Origin of the sequence: Clostridium chromiireducens, assembly GCF_003575225.1 — a bacterium.
Lineage (GTDB): Bacteria > Bacillota > Clostridia > Clostridiales > Clostridiaceae > Clostridium > Clostridium chromiireducens.
Genome location: NZ_QXDJ01000001.1, coordinates 1180333 through 1197536 on the forward strand (window position 1 = coordinate 1180333; position 17204 = coordinate 1197536).

The 17204-nt window shown below is 29.5% G+C and carries 12 protein-coding genes and 1 riboswitch; of the genes, 3 read left to right on the plus strand and 9 right to left on the minus strand.

Translation table 11 applies throughout. The features are described from left to right. Nucleotides 1-96 precede the first annotated feature (96 nt). The 8 genes from D2A34_RS04665 to D2A34_RS04700 all read right to left on the minus strand — a co-directional run bounded on the left by D2A34_RS04665 (nucleotide 97) and on the right by D2A34_RS04700 (nucleotide 11073). On the minus strand, nucleotides 97-915 hold the full coding sequence (locus tag D2A34_RS04665; RefSeq protein ID WP_079438043.1) for an ABC transporter substrate-binding protein: 819 nt from the start codon (nucleotides 913-915) through the stop codon (nucleotides 97-99). A gap of 590 nt (nucleotides 916-1505) precedes the next feature. Then, the gene (helD, locus tag D2A34_RS04670) at nucleotides 1506-3677 is read right to left on the minus strand and encodes an RNA polymerase recycling motor HelD (RefSeq protein ID WP_079438042.1); all 2172 of its coding nucleotides are present in this window, start codon (nucleotides 3675-3677) and stop codon (nucleotides 1506-1508) included. Nucleotides 3678-4069: 392 nt separating this feature from the next. Next, nucleotides 4070-6235: an ATP-dependent zinc metalloprotease FtsH gene (gene ftsH / locus D2A34_RS04675; RefSeq protein ID WP_079438041.1), complete on the minus strand. Its 2166-nt coding sequence runs from the start codon at nucleotides 6233-6235 to the stop codon at nucleotides 4070-4072. 63 nt (nucleotides 6236-6298) lie between these two features. After that, nucleotides 6299-6520, minus strand: coding sequence for a DUF3006 domain-containing protein (locus D2A34_RS04680; protein ID WP_079438040.1), 222 nt, complete (start codon nucleotides 6518-6520; stop codon nucleotides 6299-6301). A 110-nt stretch (nucleotides 6521-6630) separates the two neighbouring features. Continuing rightward, entirely contained in the window at nucleotides 6631-7287 is a 657-nt protein-coding gene (gene lepB / locus D2A34_RS04685) for a signal peptidase I (RefSeq protein ID WP_119365892.1), read from the minus strand. A gap of 94 nt (nucleotides 7288-7381) precedes the next feature. Next, nucleotides 7382-7936, minus strand: a complete 555-nt coding sequence (lepB, locus tag D2A34_RS04690) for a signal peptidase I (protein WP_119365893.1) — start codon at nucleotides 7934-7936, stop codon at nucleotides 7382-7384. Nucleotides 7937-8366: 430 nt separating this feature from the next. Beyond that, the gene (gene lysA, locus D2A34_RS04695) at nucleotides 8367-9662 is read right to left on the minus strand and encodes a diaminopimelate decarboxylase (protein ID WP_079438034.1); all 1296 of its coding nucleotides are present in this window, start codon (nucleotides 9660-9662) and stop codon (nucleotides 8367-8369) included. A 393-nt stretch (nucleotides 9663-10055) separates the two neighbouring features. Then, nucleotides 10056-10224: riboswitch (Lysine riboswitch) on the minus strand. A gap of 174 nt (nucleotides 10225-10398) precedes the next feature. Beyond that, a complete protein-coding gene (locus D2A34_RS04700) occupies nucleotides 10399-11073 on the minus strand; it encodes a beta/alpha barrel domain-containing protein (RefSeq protein ID WP_079438033.1) in 675 nt (224 codons plus the stop codon). A 975-nt stretch (nucleotides 11074-12048) separates the two neighbouring features. Between D2A34_RS04700 and D2A34_RS04705 the strand changes: the two genes are divergently transcribed. Together D2A34_RS04705 and D2A34_RS04710 are read left to right on the plus strand one after the other, a co-directional pair. After that, a complete protein-coding gene (locus D2A34_RS04705; RefSeq protein WP_119365894.1) occupies nucleotides 12049-13014 on the plus strand; it encodes a DUF1700 domain-containing protein in 966 nt (321 codons plus the stop codon). Beyond that, nucleotides 13014-13940, plus strand: a complete 927-nt coding sequence (locus tag D2A34_RS04710) for a DUF4097 family beta strand repeat-containing protein (RefSeq protein ID WP_119365895.1) — start codon at nucleotides 13014-13016, stop codon at nucleotides 13938-13940. Before D2A34_RS04705 ends, D2A34_RS04710 begins: the two co-directional genes overlap by 1 nt. A gap of 238 nt (nucleotides 13941-14178) precedes the next feature. Here the strand turns inward: D2A34_RS04710 and D2A34_RS04715 are convergent, their stop codons facing one another. Next, on the minus strand, nucleotides 14179-15441 hold the full coding sequence (locus D2A34_RS04715; protein WP_079438029.1) for a methyl-accepting chemotaxis protein: 1263 nt from the start codon (nucleotides 15439-15441) through the stop codon (nucleotides 14179-14181). A 556-nt stretch (nucleotides 15442-15997) separates the two neighbouring features. Here D2A34_RS04715 and D2A34_RS04720 point away from each other — a divergent pair. Continuing rightward, entirely contained in the window at nucleotides 15998-17188 is a 1191-nt protein-coding gene (locus D2A34_RS04720; RefSeq protein WP_079438028.1) for a pyridoxal phosphate-dependent aminotransferase, read from the plus strand. The last annotated feature ends 16 nt before the right edge of the window (nucleotides 17189-17204 follow it).

Here is a 17204-nt window from a genome sequence, read left to right on the forward strand (position 1 = left end):
GTACCATACATAAAACATATCTCATTGTCTAACACAAAATATACGTCACATCTTTAACTCGTTATTTTTTATCATATTACTTTATATTTAATAATACTAATCTACTAACTTATTTGCATCCGTTACAAGTTGTTTAATTTTATCTTCATCCTTTAATTTCTTGATTGTCTTATTAACTTCTGCTAATAATTCTGGTGAATTCTTTTTCATAGCTATTGCTGTTCCGCCGTCTGGATCTTTAACTTCTAAATTCTTTGCGATTGCAATACCTTCATTCTTTTGAACATTTATTTCAGCTACTGGTAATTCAATTAAAACAGCATCTACTTTATTGTTCTTTAGATCTAATATTAAATCAGTAACTTTATCTAATGACTTAATGCTGTCTTTATCAAAGTTTTCTTGAGCTATACGTTCTTGAATTGAACCCTTTTGAACTCCAATTTTCTTTCCTTTTAAATCTTCCATTTTAGTTATTGAAGCTTCGTCTCCTGATCTAAGTACAAATCTATGTGTTGCAGTATAGTATAGATCTGAGAAATCTGCATTTTGTTTTCTTTCATCTGTTGGAGTCATACCTGAGAATACCATGTCTATCTTGTCTGATTGAAGCGCTACAAGTAACCCATCAAAAGCCATGTCCTTTATTTCAAGTTCTACCCCTAAATCTTTTGCAAATTGTTTTGCAATTTCAATATCAAATCCAACTATTTGATCTTTTCCATCTATTTCTTTATGGAATTCATATGGTGGATAATCAGCACTTGTTCCAATCACAAGTTTCCCTTTTGCTTTAATTGCTTCTAATGAATTTTGTTTTTTATCAGCAGCACCACTTCCACATCCAACCATACTTATTGCTATAGTTGTTGCTGCTGCAAATGCCATTATTTTTTTTACTATTCCAGCTTTCATTTATATATACCTCCAATTTTTTTCATTTAAATTTATCCGATAGCTAGCATCCGTAACACTCCCACTTCTTTAAGTGGGAGATAACGGCTGCACGCTCCTGGATGAGTTCAACTAGGATTCAGATGGGGATCAAACCCCACCCGAATCAAGTTTCACTTGATTCCCTCAATGTCGATAGCATAATTATACACATTATTTTATATTTACTCAATAGAAATATAGTATTTTTTTTAACTTTTATGAATTAATATTAAATTTTTTGTACTCTAAGTATATTTTCCTATATTACACTCACACCCTACATGATAAGTTTTTATATGATAAAATTAAAAACTGTGGCTTATTTACAATATTTATGATCAATGATAATCATAAATGTATTAATTGCTATATTTCTATGTATAAATTAGTATATCTCAATATTTTTTATTTATATATTAATTTATTGCGATATACTTATATTTATGCTGAATATTTTTTCATTTTGCATAAATCCCGATAAAATATTCAGCATTATTCTACAGCAACCGAAATAACAGAGTCTACTCACTTTCGATAAGTTATATCTTAAACCTAATATTCATTGATTTCTATAAGCATTTTACTACAGATAATCGGTGTAATGCTCTAGTGCACATAATATATTTAACTAAAGGCTGAATCCGCTCATTTTCAACTATTATTACTCCGTCAAACTCTAATCCCTTAGCTAAATATGCTGGCATAAGCACTTTTCCGCCCTTATAAAGTATATCGTCATTATCTAAGTTTTGTATGTTGATTTTTTCCTTAATAAGAGGCGCAAATTCACTAAGCTCTTTCTTCCCTTTAAATATTACAGCGACATTTTCATAACCATCTTCCTCATAATCCTCAATTATAGAAATAAGCGTATCTATAAGTTCTTCATTGTTTGAAACTTCTTCCTCAATAACAGGCTCACCTTTTCTGACTAAAGGAACTATTCTATCTTTGTCTAAGAATTTATTTGAATACTGCATTATCTCTTGAGTTGATCTATAACTCTTGTTTAATTCATACTTCTTAATTTCAACGTTAGAATCTTTGAATACTTGATCTAAGTGAAGCATTGCTGGTTCTTCGTTAGTTTCAATTAATCTTTGATTTGAGTCTCCAACTATTGTATAGCTATTGCATCCAGTTATTTCTTTGATTATTTCAAATTGCATAAAGCTATAGTCTTGTGCTTCATCAATTACAATATGCTTTATCTCTTCTTTTGATTTTAATCCTGTTAATTTAACCATCAAATAAAGAATTCCTGCTAAATCCATGTATCCTAAATCATCTTCATAATTTTTATTAATTCCTTCAGTAATCTCATTAACTTTTTCAGCATTTTCTGAAAACGCATTTGGATTAATAATCTTTTTATAAATATCTATAATTGGTTTAACTTTAACCCAAGAATCTAATTCATCACGAGAGTTCATAACAGCTCTTATAATTTTTCTTATTTCCATTTTTCTTAAATATTCTAAATGAGTTTTTTCTATTTCTAAATCTTCTGCTGATAAACTATTTATTTTTTCTTTAAACTCAGCATTTATTTTATATAATTCTTCATCTCTTTTATCCTTAATTTTAGAGGTCAATACTCTCTTAATTTTTTCACTTCTTCTAAATAGAGGCATATCTTTATAATATTTATTAAATAATTCTTCTACCTCTTTGACTGAAACAATTTCCTCATTATTAAATTTAATTGCTTGTATTTTAAAGTATTCCCTGTCTAGCTTTTCTATATTTGAATTTAATAGTTCAACAAATTCCCTAGAACTCTTATACTTATATTCTGCCAAAGCGTCTTCATTTTCATTCATGGCATCTTCAATATAACTTCCCAAACTTTTAAATTTTTCGTATCTTAACCCTATTTGCTTGATTGCAAAATTTTCAAAAGTAGTTTGTTTTATATTGCTTTCGCCAAGTGAAGGAAGCACTTGAGCTATATAATCCATAAAGATATCGTTAGGTCCAAAAATTAATACTTTGTCTCCAAATTGTTTTCTGAAGTTATAAAGTAGATAAGAAATTCTATGAAGCGCAATCGTAGTTTTTCCTGATCCCGCAACTCCATTTACAACAATTATTTTATTTCTATCTTCTCTTATTATCTCATCCTGTTCTTTTTGTATGGTCATGACTATGTCTTTTAGCTTATCTGATGAATTTTCAGTTAAAACCATTTGCAGTATTTCATCTTTAACATCTATTGCTGAGTCAAATATGCCTTTTAACTGACTTCTTTTTATGATAAGCTGCTTTCTTGATAATATATCAACCTCTATTTCACCTGATGGTGGATTAAAGCTTGCTTTTCCAAGAGTTCCTTTATAAAAAAGTGATGCAATTGGTGCTCTCCAATCTACAATTAGAGGCTCAAAACTGTCCTCTACAGTTAGTCCATATCTACCTATATATATATCCTCTGGAATATTATCATCTTCTTTAAATGTAACCTTTCCAAAGTAAGGTATTTCTTTAAGCTTTGTAAATTCCATAAGTCTCTTATCAATCGTTCTATAAGCTTCTTCTTTAACGTAATTTTCATGATCAAAGTAGTCGATGATTTGATCTTCATCATCTTTATACTCTTCTACATACTTTTTTCTTGCATCAAGAATATAGTTTGTAACATTCTTTCTTTTCTCTAAGTACTTTAAAATTTCATTATTTAATATTTCTAAGATTTCTTTTAGTTTTTCTTCTTCTCTTAAAAAATCTATTTGATTACCCATAATTACGACCTCCAAATATAGTTAACATGAGTCCTCTTGCCAGTAATAAAACATCAAATCAAGAGACTCATTTATTGGTTTTATATAACTTATTCACCTTAATGATTTTTCCTAGATAGTCTATTATAATCCTCTTATAAATTCATTTATTTATAAGAGCTTTTTCATCTATTCACCATCTTAAGGAATATTGATTGAGTAAAAAGGTACAAGACGCGTTCTCCCTTCCCTTGACAAAGTATTAACTAATTATATCCTAAGAATTATAAAATGCACAATGTATAGCTAAAACTTTCTTTAGCCTATATCCCCATTGTGCATTTCTTTAATAATATATCTTAACTTATAATAATATACAATTTTATGGAATATTATTATTTATAAATCTTTGTTTATAGATTATTATTAGATTCGGTATCAGCCATATTGCTTTGGTATTTAGTTTCACTTTTATCCTCAGCTTTAACCTGATTCTCATTCTTTTTATTAGAATCCTCATCTATTTTACTCATATCTTCAGTTTGCCCACCAGATGCAATTTTATTCTCAGATGCGGTCTCATCTTTTTTATTTACTACATCAACTGAAATTTCTGACTTTGTACCAGCTTTATCATCTATAACAACATCTAAAGAATTTTTCTTAGCTCTTCTTTCCGCTAGTTCTTTTACTTTCTTTTCATTCTCTGACTTTTCTTTTTCTCTTTCTTCTTTCATCTCTGGATATTTTTCATATATCATGTCAAGGAATTCTTCTCCAAAGATTGTTTCTTTTTCTAAAAGAACTTCTGAAATCTTATCTAATAAGTCTCTATTTTCTCTCAAGATTTTTCTTGCATTCTGATGAGCAGTTTTTATGATTCTTAATGTTTCCTCATCTAAAAGAGTTGATGTTTCTTCACTACAGTTTCTAACAGCTCTACCATCTAAATATCTATTTTGTATTGATTCTAAAGCCATCATGTCAAATCTTTCACTCATACCGTAGACTGAAACCATACTTCTAGCTTGCCCAGTAGCTCTCTCTATATCATTTGAAGCTCCTGTGGAAACTAAATCAAATACTTCTTCTTCAGCTGATCTACCACCTAACATTACAGTTATTTGATTTATCATATCCTCTCTAGAGGTTAAGTATTTTTCTTCCTCTGGCAGCTGCATAGTATAACCTAATGCTCCCATAGTTCTAGGAACTATTGTTATTTTATGTACTGGATCTGCACCTTTAAGTAAAGCAGCCACAAGTGCATGACCTACTTCATGGAAAGCAACAACTTCTCTTTCCTTTGGTGATAAGATTCTATCTTTCTTTTCTTTTCCAGCAATTATTACCTCAACTGCTTCTCTTAAATCTTCTTGAAGAACAGTTTTTCTTCTTCTTCTTACGGCTCTTAAAGCACCTTCATTAATAATATTTGCAAGGTCAGCTCCAACAGCACCTGGAGTGCTTTTAGCTATCTCAGATAAGTCTACATCAGGACCTAACATTACGTTTTTAGCATGGACATGAAGTATAGCTTCTCTTCCCTTAAAGTCTGGTCTATCAACTATAACTCTTCTGTCAAATCTACCTGGTCTAAGTAATGCTTTATCAAGTATCTCTGGTCTATTTGTAGCTCCAAGTATAACTATACCTTTAGATGAATCAAATCCATCCATTTCAGAAAGTAATTGATTTAAAGTTTGTTCTCTTTCATCATTACTTTGCATTTGATTATCTCTGCTTTTACCAATTGCATCAATTTCATCTATAAATATAATACATGGCGACTTTGCAACTGCATCTTTAAATAATTCTCTTACCCTTGAAGCTCCAACTCCAACAAACATTTCAACAAAGCTTGAACCCGAGAGTGAGAAGAATGGCACTTTAGCTTCTCCTGCTACAGCCTTCGCGATTAACGTTTTTCCTGTTCCTGGAGGTCCTACAAGTAAAACACCTTTAGGTAATTTAGCACCAATCTCTGTGTATTTACCAGGGCCATTTAAGAAATCTATTACTTCTTTTAAAGATTCCTTAGCTTCTTCTTGACCTGCAACGTCATCAAATGTTACTTTTATCTCACTTTCCATATAAACTTTGGCGTTATTCTTACCGATGCCCATGACACCGCCTCCGCCGCCTCCCATTTTAGAAAATAGGAATCTCCACATGAAGAAAATAAGTACCATAGGCAGTATCCAAGTAAGCACAAAATTCATGATAGGAGTTTCTTTAGGATTTTTTCCTGTAAAATCTACTCCAGCCGCATTTAACTTTGTTATTAACGTCTCATCATTTACATTTGCTGTGTATAAAGTCTTTCCTTTATATTCAGTGTTATTTTCACTTGGTGTTATTAATAAATTATCACTAGTTATGGTGACTTTTGAAATTTGTTTTTCATCTAATAATTTTATGAATTCATTATAATTGATTTCCTTTGTCGTAGCTGTATCCCTGGCATAATTGAATGCCATTAAAAATGCAAAAGCTATTAGAAAATAAGTAATTGCTACAGTAATAGAATTCTTATTTTTATTATTCTTTTTGTTATTTCCGTTATTATTATTCTGCATCTAATCACCTTCCCTTAATTTTCATTTAATATTCTTTGTTATTAATAATATTCATAGATTAGATCACTCTTCCCACATATCTTTCATACTTTCATCTATCTGCTTTTTTCGAGTTAATGTGAAATTTTCATCTACTTCAAAATATTCATTTTTATTAATTAAAATATCTCCTTCTTTAAAGCCGCCTTTAATGCTGCTTAGAGATATTTTATGCATATCTCCATTTTCTTTTTCGACTATTGCATAATTACCCTCTACTCTATCTATTATATACTTTTCATCCATTTAACATCCTCTTTTCACTTTATAAATTAATTCCAAGCTTAGGGAATGTGAACCGAGTTTCCTTAATTAAGCACCTAAATAAATTATATTAAGACTCCTAGAAATATCTATTAAGTTAACCTTCCAAAATCTTTAAATGGATAAAATTTAATTCTAGCTTTCCCTTGGATGTTAGATGCATCTATATATGGATTAATCCATCTTCTAGCATCATTTGAACGACTCCTATTATCACCTAAAAAGAAAAATTTATTTTCAGGTACGTCAAATTCGAGTACCTTATTGAGCTTTTCATTATTTTTTACATAATCTTCTTTAATATCCTCCCCATTTATATTAACTATACCATTATGTATTACAATATGATCTCCTGGAAGTCCTATTGCTCTTTTTATAAGTATCTCATCGAGCTCTTCCGAATAAAATACAATGATATCTCCTCTTTGGATTTTACTCGTATCATAAACTCTAGTTACCATTAACTTATCACCAACATTTAGAGTCGGTACCATTGATTCACTAGGTATATAAACATTATAAACTAAAAACTTATTTATTAATAATGCTATTCCTATGGCTGCTAATATTGGAATTACCCATTCTCTAAAGAAACCGCCTTTTGCTGTAAAAAATACCAGGAACCCTTTTTCTAATGGACTATCATTCTTATTGTTATCTTCAGACTTATCAACATCTGTTGTACTAGCAACATCATCATAACTATTACTAGTATCATTTGAATCCATTGCATTATCATTTTCTTTCATCAATACTCTCCCTTTTATCAAGATTGCTTTATCTAAAATTACATATTAGGTTAATATTATTTACGATTTTATTTTAAATTTTATAACTAATATATTATTTATAGATCTCAAAGTCTTTTATTGGATAATATTTCATTCTAGCCTTTCCTACTATATATGATTCATCTACATACGGATTATTCCAATATCTTGAATCATCAGAGTGTGCTCTATTATCACCTAGAAAAAAGTACTTGTTCTTTGGCACCTCAAAAACTCCATTAGATATATTATTATTTATTACATAGTCTTCTTGAAGCCTTTCGCCATTTCTAAAAACAACACCTTCTTTGATTTCTATCTTATCACCTGGAAGTCCTATTAATCTTTTTATTAATATATCTCCTTTAAATTCATCATTTTTAAATAATACTATATCTCCTTCTTTTAAACTCTCTGGACTATAAACCCTAGTTACAATAAGCCTATCTTTAACTTCCAATGTTGGTATCATGGATCCACTTGTAATCCAAACACCATAACCTACAAAACGATAAACTAAAAATCCTATACAAGCAATAACAGCTATATCGATTATCCATTCCTTTATTATTGACTTTTTTCTAAGTTTTTTGCGCTTCAAATCTTCATCTTCATTATTTTCTGCCACAGTATTGCCTCCATATCATATAATTAATAATAATTATATACTTTCCTATGATTAATATTTCACCTTATCTGTGTTATTAGTAATTTTTATGCTTTATTTTTCAACACCATTTTAGTATACCATAATTTTCTCAATAAAATATTTATAAGTTGTTAACTTTTATACGATTTACTATCATTAATATTTATTTTTACTTTGTCTTACTTTGCCTTATTAAAAAAACACTTTAGTGTCAAGACTCAGTTTTCTTAAATAACTTTGTAATAAAAATATGCACTAATCCAAAAAATTAGTGCATATCTCTTCTATCTATTTATAATCTTGGGAAAGAATATCAATAAAAGCGCATTCATTAAAAGTATGCCTTAAACCAACATTGAATAATAATTCAATGTGGAACCTTTTAAAAATAAGTTTGTAAAAGACTTATTTACTCTATATCATTTTTTAATAGATCTTCATAGGATTCTCTCTTGCAAATTAGCCTTGCTTCATTATCCTTAACCATTACTACTGATGGCTTCGGTATCTTATTGTAATTGCTTGACATTGAATATCCATAGGCACCCGTAGTCATTATTGCTAAAATATCGCCGCTTTCAACTTGTGGAAGTTTAACATTTTCTAATAATATATCTCCTGATTCACAGCACTTCCCTGATATGGTCACAGTTTCTTCTGAAACCTCAGAAACCTTATTAGCAAGAATACATTCATACTCTGCATTATATAGGGCTGGTCGTATATTATCTGTCATTCCTCCATCTACTGATACATACGTTCTAATACCTGGAATCTCTTTGATTGATCCCACAGTATATAATGTAAGTCCTGCATTAGCTACGATACTTCTTCCAGGTTCTATTGTAAGAATTGGTCTTTCTTGACCAGTTCTAGCACAAACTTCATCAACTTTATTAATTATCGTTTTGCAATATTCCTCAGTAGTCTTAGGTTCATCATCCTTAGTATAGTATACACCAAAACCGCCTCCAAAATCTACTTCTTTTATTAAGTAACCAAGGTTGTCTTTGGTGTTTCTTACAAGCTCTAGCATTATTTCCACAGCATCTGCATATGGTTCTAAATCAAAGATTTGTGAACCTATATGACAATGTATTCCTGCAAGATTTATACTTTCCAGACTTATAGCCTTCTTAATAGCATCTTCTATAACTGTACCTACTGGTGCAAATCCAAATTTGGAATCTATTTGTCCAGTTTTTATATACTCATGAGTATGAGCCTCAATTCCTGGTGTTATTCTCAAATAAATATCCTGTACTTTATTATATTCCTTAGCTATATTATTTAGCATTTCCATTTCATAGCAATTATCTACTACAAAATTACCTACACCTAATTTAACACCTAACTGAATTTCATCTAATGTCTTATTATTTCCGTGAAACATTACTTTTTCAAGTGGAAATCCTGCTTTATGAGCTGTGTATAACTCTCCTCCTGAAACAACATCTAAATGCATTTTTTCTTCTTTTAGCAACTTGCACATTTGCAGTGTCAAAAATGCCTTTCCGGCAAACGCTACTCTATTATTGTTTTCTTCGCATTTAAAATGATTTCTATAATCTCTACAATATTCTCTTATCAAATCTTCATCGAATACATATAAAGGACTTCCATATTCTTTTACTAAATCTTTAGAACTAACTCCCCCAATTACTAATTGATTGTCCTGTTCTTTCATTGTTCCAAACAATTTCATTTGCCTAACCCCCAAATTAATTATACTTATTATCAAGTTATTTATCTTTAAATAATCTAGCCGTGATAATAAAGGCATGTATCCTCTATTCATCCTGCGATTAAAAAGCAACAGTTATCGAAAGCCATTAAGCTCCCTTTAATAATATTATAAAAAAAATCTATACGATAGTTTTTATGTTTTCCACGAAAAGAAATTACCTACTTCTTTGGTTTTATTATGATTTTTGCCCAAAAAACAAACGCCACAGAATATGTCTGTGACGAGTGGTAGATTACGCTAAATTTGTATGCATATTAATTTCATTAATTATCAATTTATAAAATTAAATTATTAAATATTTTTCCAAATATAGAACAATCAAAATTATTATTTTAAATTGTTAATTAAAATGCACCTTGTAGCTCAACACTTTCGTGACAGTTATTCACATATTTTATGAATCCCCAGAAATAAATTACCGCATAATAAGTTATTCCTTCGGCCGTAATACCTTTCAGCATAAATCATCGTTTGCCAACTACTTATACCTACTCTTTATTAAAGCACCTCTACCCCAGGTCATATTATATTTATATTCTATCTAAATAGTAGACTTCTTATCTACCCATAGGTTCTTTAGACTTCTAATGACTATAATATCATATTATTAAACTGTTACAAATATGATACCATAAATTTTACTTAAATCAACATTTTTTTTATTATTCATACATCAAGTGTAGGATTATATTTTCTATTCTTTTCTATAATTATCCATAAGATTGCACATAATGCTTGCTGAAGATGGTGGAGTAAATGTTATAGCATTAGCCCCAGCCTGAATAGTCTCAATAATTGATTCATCAGTTGGTCCTCCAGTCGCTATTATCGGAAACTCTGGAAAAATTTTTCTGATGTTTCGAACTATTTCAGCTGTTTTTTTACCACCAGAAACATTCAATATAGTCGCACCGGCTTCAATTCTCTTAGAAATATCTTCATCTTCCGAAATAACAGTTACTATTACCGGTATATCTATGGTGGCCCTAATTTTTCTTACTACTTCATTACTTGTTGGAGCATTTACAACTACCCCCATGGCCCCCTTAAATTCTGCATCCATTGCTAAATTTACTACTCTCTTCCCTTGAGTTATTCCTCCTCCTACGCCACAAAATACAGGAACATCTGCTGCCATCACAAGTGCTTGTGTAATCACTGGCTGTGGTGTAAATGGATAAACCGCAATAATAGCATCAGCGTTACTATTCCTTATTAATGCAACATCAGTACTAAATAACAATGATTTTATTCTCTTTCCAAAAATCTTAATTCCACCACAATTTCTTATAACCGTTGGAACTTCAATCACATGATTTCTAAGTGTACCTTTTATTTGCGGAACAAACTTAGCTTCTTTACTTGTCATAGATCCTATCCCCTCCCCATAATCATTAAACTTAATAATTACAATTCAACTTATAATAATTTTAAATCATACACTCTTATATAATTTAAATTTAATATTTTTACAGTAACTCATATCTCTCTCATAAAATCTCTTTATCAGCAAAACATAATCTTATATGTATTCACCATATTCATTAACCTTAAAGTAATCCTATTTTTAATAGCGTTTTATAGGCCATGGCAGATAACTTATCCTTCATTTAAGCATCCTATGAAAATGTATTAGTGTATCCTAATAAGAATAGTATCCTAAAGTCTCTCTACTTATAGACTATATTCTTTTAATTCTATACTATTATTATACTATTTTATCATTTTCCTTAAAGTTAAATTTATATTTACTGTTTGTCCACATTATCCACACTTTTTATCCACAGATGTGTGTATATTGTTTATAACAATATATTATAAATTCTTTTAAGGCAAAAATGCTAGTAAAACTTTTCTGCAAAATCCTCTCGATATAGCTAAATAAGCCTATTTTTCAACATTCTCAACAGAAATTTTGTGTAATTTTGCTATTAAATGAGTTTAAATAACATAATTATTTACTTTATGATACTATTGGAATTCAATAATTATTTAAAGAACTTACCATTTGTCTTATTTTTTTCCACTCGACTTATCCACAGATAACATAGGCTTATCAACACTATAAACAAACCCTTTATTTTACAGGCTTTACCACATATTTTTCTCTAATATTTATACAGTTTGTCCACAATCTTATTCACAGATTTTAGTATTATTGAAACTAATTTTAAACTTTTGTGTAAATCTTTTTATTAAACCTTAATAATTCCTTAATAGTTTGTTAACTTCTAATATAATACCTTAATAAAACATTAAACAATGGTGTACTGTATTGTAGTCTATTCATTCCTATCATATACTTTTAATCAAGAAAAAGATTTTAATAAAGGAGGTTTATTTAATGACGCAAAATGAATTTTTTAACATACTAATGGATGGACTAAAAGAAATTCCTGAAATAAAATTACAGGAAATTATATCCTATTATGATCATAATTTTACGCTTGGACTAGCTGCTAGAAAAACTGAAGAAGAAATAGTACATGAATTAGGTGACCCTAATTCTATTGTCAATAAATATAGAAATGATAATTTAAATATATATTCTAATTTAGAATGCTCTATTAATGATTACACTAATCAAGCAACCACTGAAACTTCTTATAATTCTATAACTGTTAATAATAATATTACAAGCGATAATTTCAATAATAACGCTACTAATAATGAAAATGATTTGAAAAATAATGTTGAACTAAAAGACTTAAATATAAATGATTCTCATGAAAATGCTAATTTAGATGACGATTTTTATAGACTTCATAGTTCTACTATATCATCTGATAATAAAGAATTCAATTCTCAATCTGCTGCTTCATATAAGGCAGATAAGAATTTTAGTGTTGACAATGATTTGAGTTATAATAATTGCAATAACTCAAACTATGATTATAATAGCAAAAATAATTCCAATAATTTTACTAATAATGTTTTTAATAATAGATCACCACACTCCAATGTAAATGCACTATTAAAGTTTTGTATTGCAATTCTAACTTTAATAATTTTCTTCCCAGTTATAACTGGAGCCATTGGTTTTGTTATTGGAATTTTGGGAGCAGCTATAAGTATTTTTATCGCCAGCATTGGGGTATTGGTAGGTGGTACCTTTACAAGCTTTATTGGGTTGCCTAATATACCTGCTTTTGTTGCTAATTTTCCATATCCTGTTATAGTTCTCTTCTCGTTAGGCTCAATTTGTCTGTCAATGCTTTTAGCACTTTTATTTTATTATCTTGGTAAATTTTTTATACAAATATTTATTAAAATCTATAATGTAATCAAAGGAAAAGGAGGTGCACTTTAATGAAAAAAAAGTTTATTTCTACTAATATGAAGATATTTATACTTGTATTATTTATTTTATCCATTACTTTTTATACCTCAGGATGCATTGTTTTGGTCCAAAGTGGATATAAACTTTCTGATTATGCTGATGAACTTCATGTAAATCCTAATTCTTTTAAATATGATATAAATTTATCAGGCTTTAACTTTGATTTTAATGCTTCTTATGTTTCAAAAGATTACACAATCAATGATAATATTAACGAGATTAATTTCAACTTAAATTCTCAAGATATCAAGGTAATAAGTTATGATGGTGACAGCTTAAAAGTTCAAATAAAAAGTTATAACACTATATCTAATGATTTATCTGAAACAGAAATCGAAAATAAAATAACCTTAGGCACGAGATACGATACCCCAAGCAATGCTAGTATTTCAGTAAGCATTCCTAACAAACTTAAGGATAAATCAACTTTAAAAATTATTACAAGCAGTGGAGATATAGATGTTTCTAATTTATCTATAGATACTTTGAATCTTACTACAGCTAGTGGTGAAATAAATACTGTAAATTCCAACTTAAATTATTTAAGCCTAAATAACTCTAGTGGAAGTATTAATTTTAATGGTATGACAGCTTTAGCAGAAACAAAATTAACTTCATCTTCCGGAGATATACACGGCGAAGGTACACTTGGAATTTTAAATGGTTCTACTTCCTCTGGAGATATTGATTTAAGGTTTGTGAATTCTCTAAATAATGTATCACTAAGTACTCAATCAGGCTCCGTAAATTTGTTACTCCCAAAGATTTCAGGTTATAAAGTTAATTACGAAACAGTTTCTGGGGATCTAAATTCACATAGCAATAGCCTTTCATCTGGTGACGAGAGCTCTCTTATTAACGTCAATACCGTAAGTGGAGATTTAAATATAAACTAAATCTTGTTCTAAAATATACGTATACCAGCCGAAAGAGAAGTTACTCTGTTACTCGGTTGCTAGAAAAAAGAACTGAGTATTTCTACCAATAAAAGTTGCACCATCTATGCTTGTTCCTTAGGCAAGCTAAGGACTAGCACAAATGGAACAACTTTTATTGAAGAAATACCTTCAGTTCTTTATTCGATGCAACACAATATGTTACTTATTTCGGCAAGTTATGTATTGGATCTCTATACTATAATTTGAATTTTGAAATGATGCTACTTAATTCTTCAGCCTTTATAGCTTCTCTTGATATTGTTTCTACTACTTGTTTCATAGCTATAGACGTATCATCTATGCCTTGTTGTATGCTGTGAGTGCTGCTTGAAACTGTTTCTGAATTCTTAGCTGTGTTTGATATAGCCGCACTTACTTGTTCGATTGATGCATTTACATGTTCAGACATTTCGGCAATTTGCTTTGACATTTGGCTTATAAACTCCCCATCTTCAGTATATTGGACTGCAACACCTCCATACCCTTCCAAATCATCTTTAACATTCGTTTTAATAAATGTTAGCATTTCCTTGCTATTCTCAGAAAGATTTCTAAATGCCTTTTCTACTCTTTCTATTGTATTCTGAATTGTAACTACTGATGAAGATGATTCTTCTGCAAGCTTTCTTACTTCCTCTGCGACTACCGCGAACCCTTTTCCTGATTCTCCTGCTCTTGCCGCCTCAATTGCTGCATTTAATGCTAGAAGATTTGTCTGTTCTGAAATACTTGCTATTGAATCTGCCATCACCTTTATTTCTTCAACTACTTTTGATTCTTCAATTGCTTTCTTTATGTATTCTTCTTTATTGTGATATACGATCCTTGTATTTTCAATTGCCTTCTGACTATTTTCTTCTATATTCTTAGCTCTTTCTTTTATATTATTTGAATTTTCATTCCCCGTTTCAGCCTTTGATGCTAACACTTCCATATTGGCAGTCACCTGTTGAATTGATGCATATATTTCTTCAACATTGCTACTATTTTCCTGAGTGCTAGAATCAATCCTTTCAAATTCTAAATTAATATGCTCAAGGCTTGCTGATATTTCTTGAACTGTAGCAGATGCCTCTTCACTTAATGCAGACACGTTAGTCGCATTATCTGCACATAACTGAATCATTTCTCTTAAATTATCTTGAGCCTTATTTAAAGCTAGTCCAATATATGCAAATTCGTCTTTTCTAGAAATAGTAATATTGGTTGATATATCTAATTTACTCATTCTCTCAGCCAAATGCCTTATTTTATGCAGTGGTGCTATTATGAATCCTATTGTTGTAAAAATTAATGTTCCGCCTATTACAACGACTACAGCTACAGATATAATCGTTAGCATTAAGCTTGTTTTTAATCCTATCCCAATACCAATCCCCATTAATATCATTACAATATAAACCGAAAAAATTCTTGTTGCAGTAGAATGTAAAAAACTTATCTTATTATTTTTATTCATAATTTATGCTCTCCTTTTTCTTTAATTCAATTTATTTAAAGCTTTTTTCTATTTTATCATTGGTCATCATAGTAGACTTCAATTCAGTTGATTTATCATGAATCAATAATCTCACTATTAATTTATAATTATTTAATCTCTGGATTTTAGCTAGAAAAGATTTTAAGAAATGTTGTTTATAGAAATATAAATATACTCATATGGCATAATTCATAAAAAGCCCTTTTTATTTACAATAAAATTCAAAAAAGTATATATTTATATATATTCTTTAATAGAATATCATGTATATTTTTCTTTTTCAACCATAATAATGAAAATTCTAGTTTACAATCTTTTGATGAAATGCAGTTAAATACGCCATTTAGTCATCATACTCTTGTTACAGCAAAAGTTTGTTATTTCTTACAATAATTCATCAAAATAAAAAATCAAATCTCAAATAGGTATTATAACTTGATTTTCAATTAATCATAATTTTTTTACAAGAATTGCCCATTACTTTTTAAAATATGATAAAATTATACTATTAAAATTATGTATTGGGGGCTTAAATATGATATCAAATAGACTTAAATCTCTTATCTCAAATAGTACTACCATAAGAGCCATGTTTGAAGAAGGTAAGAGATTATCAAAAATTCATGGAGAAGAAAATGTTTTTGATTTCAGCATAGGTAATCCGAATGTTGAACCTCCTGAAAATATTAAAGAAGTTATAATCGATATTCTAAATGAAGAATCACCAAACTTTGTTCATGGCTATATGCATAACTCTGGTTATGAAGATGTCAGAGATACCATAAGCACTTTCTTAAACAAAAAATATGATTTATCTCTTACTGGAAAAAATCTTGTTATGACTTGCGGGGCTGCTGGTGGATTAAATATAATTTTTGAGTCAATTTTAAATCCTGGTGATGAGATTATTACCTTCTCACCATACTTTGGGGAATATAAAAATTATGTTGAAACTTTTCACGGAATACTTACAACTGTTCCTACTAATACTGAAAACTTTGAGCCTGATTTGGAGGCTTTAGCTAATGCTATCACATCAAAGACAAAGGCTATATTAATAAATACTCCAAATAATCCTACAGGAGCTATTTACTCAAAGGAAGTACTTAGAGGCTTGACTCATGTACTTAATGTAAAGGAAAAAGAATTAAATACAAGTATTTACTTAATATCTGATGAACCTTATAGAGAAATAGTTTATGATGATGTTGAAGTACCTTGCATATTAAAATACTATAATAATAGCTTTATAGCTTACTCATACAGTAAATCATTATCTTTACCTGGGGAACGTATTGGATATGTAGTTACAAATTCATTAATGAATGATTTTGATGAAATGATGGCAGCACTAAATATTTCAAATCGTGTTTTAGGCTTTGTAAATGCACCTTCTTTATTTCAAAGAGTTATTGCAAAAACTATAGGTTCTGAAGTTGATGTTAATATATATAAGAAAAACCGCGATCTTTTATACAACCATTTAGTAAGCTTAGGTTTCACATGTTTCAAACCCCAAGGAGCTTTTTATCTTTTCCCTAAATCACCTATTGAAGATGATAAAAAATTCTGTGAAGATGCAAAGCAATTTAATTTATTACTTGTACCTGGCTCCACTTTTGGATGCCCAGGGCATGTACGATTGGCTTACTGTACTTCATACGAAAAGATCGAAAAATCATTACAAGCTTTTGATAAGTTAGCGGCTTTATATAATTTAAAATAAGATAGTGTATAGTTTT

Excerpts from the sequence above, each read along its gene's own strand:
- D2A34_RS04665 (WP_079438043.1), bottom strand. The coding sequence starts at position 915 with ATGAAAGCTGGAATAGTAAAAAAAATAATGGCATTTGCAGCAGCAACA.
- helD (WP_079438042.1), bottom strand. The coding sequence starts at position 3,677 with ATGGGTAATCAAATAGATTTTTTAAGAGAAGAAGAAAAACTAAAAGAA.
- ftsH (WP_079438041.1), bottom strand. The coding sequence starts at position 6,235 with ATGCAGAATAATAATAACGGAAATAACAAAAAGAATAATAAAAATAAG.
- D2A34_RS04680 (WP_079438040.1), bottom strand. The coding sequence starts at position 6,520 with ATGGATGAAAAGTATATAATAGATAGAGTAGAGGGTAATTATGCAATA.
- lepB (WP_119365892.1), bottom strand. The coding sequence starts at position 7,287 with ATGAAAGAAAATGATAATGCAATGGATTCAAATGATACTAGTAATAGT.
- lysA (WP_079438034.1), bottom strand. The coding sequence starts at position 9,662 with ATGAAATTGTTTGGAACAATGAAAGAACAGGACAATCAATTAGTAATT.
- D2A34_RS04700 (WP_079438033.1), bottom strand. The coding sequence starts at position 11,073 with ATGACAAGTAAAGAAGCTAAGTTTGTTCCGCAAATAAAAGGTACACTT.
- D2A34_RS04705 (WP_119365894.1), top strand. The coding sequence starts at position 12,049 with ATGACGCAAAATGAATTTTTTAACATACTAATGGATGGACTAAAAGAA.
- D2A34_RS04710 (WP_119365895.1), top strand. The coding sequence starts at position 13,014 with ATGAAAAAAAAGTTTATTTCTACTAATATGAAGATATTTATACTTGTA.
- D2A34_RS04715 (WP_079438029.1), bottom strand. The coding sequence starts at position 15,441 with ATGAATAAAAATAATAAGATAAGTTTTTTACATTCTACTGCAACAAGA.
- D2A34_RS04720 (WP_079438028.1), top strand. The coding sequence starts at position 15,998 with ATGATATCAAATAGACTTAAATCTCTTATCTCAAATAGTACTACCATA.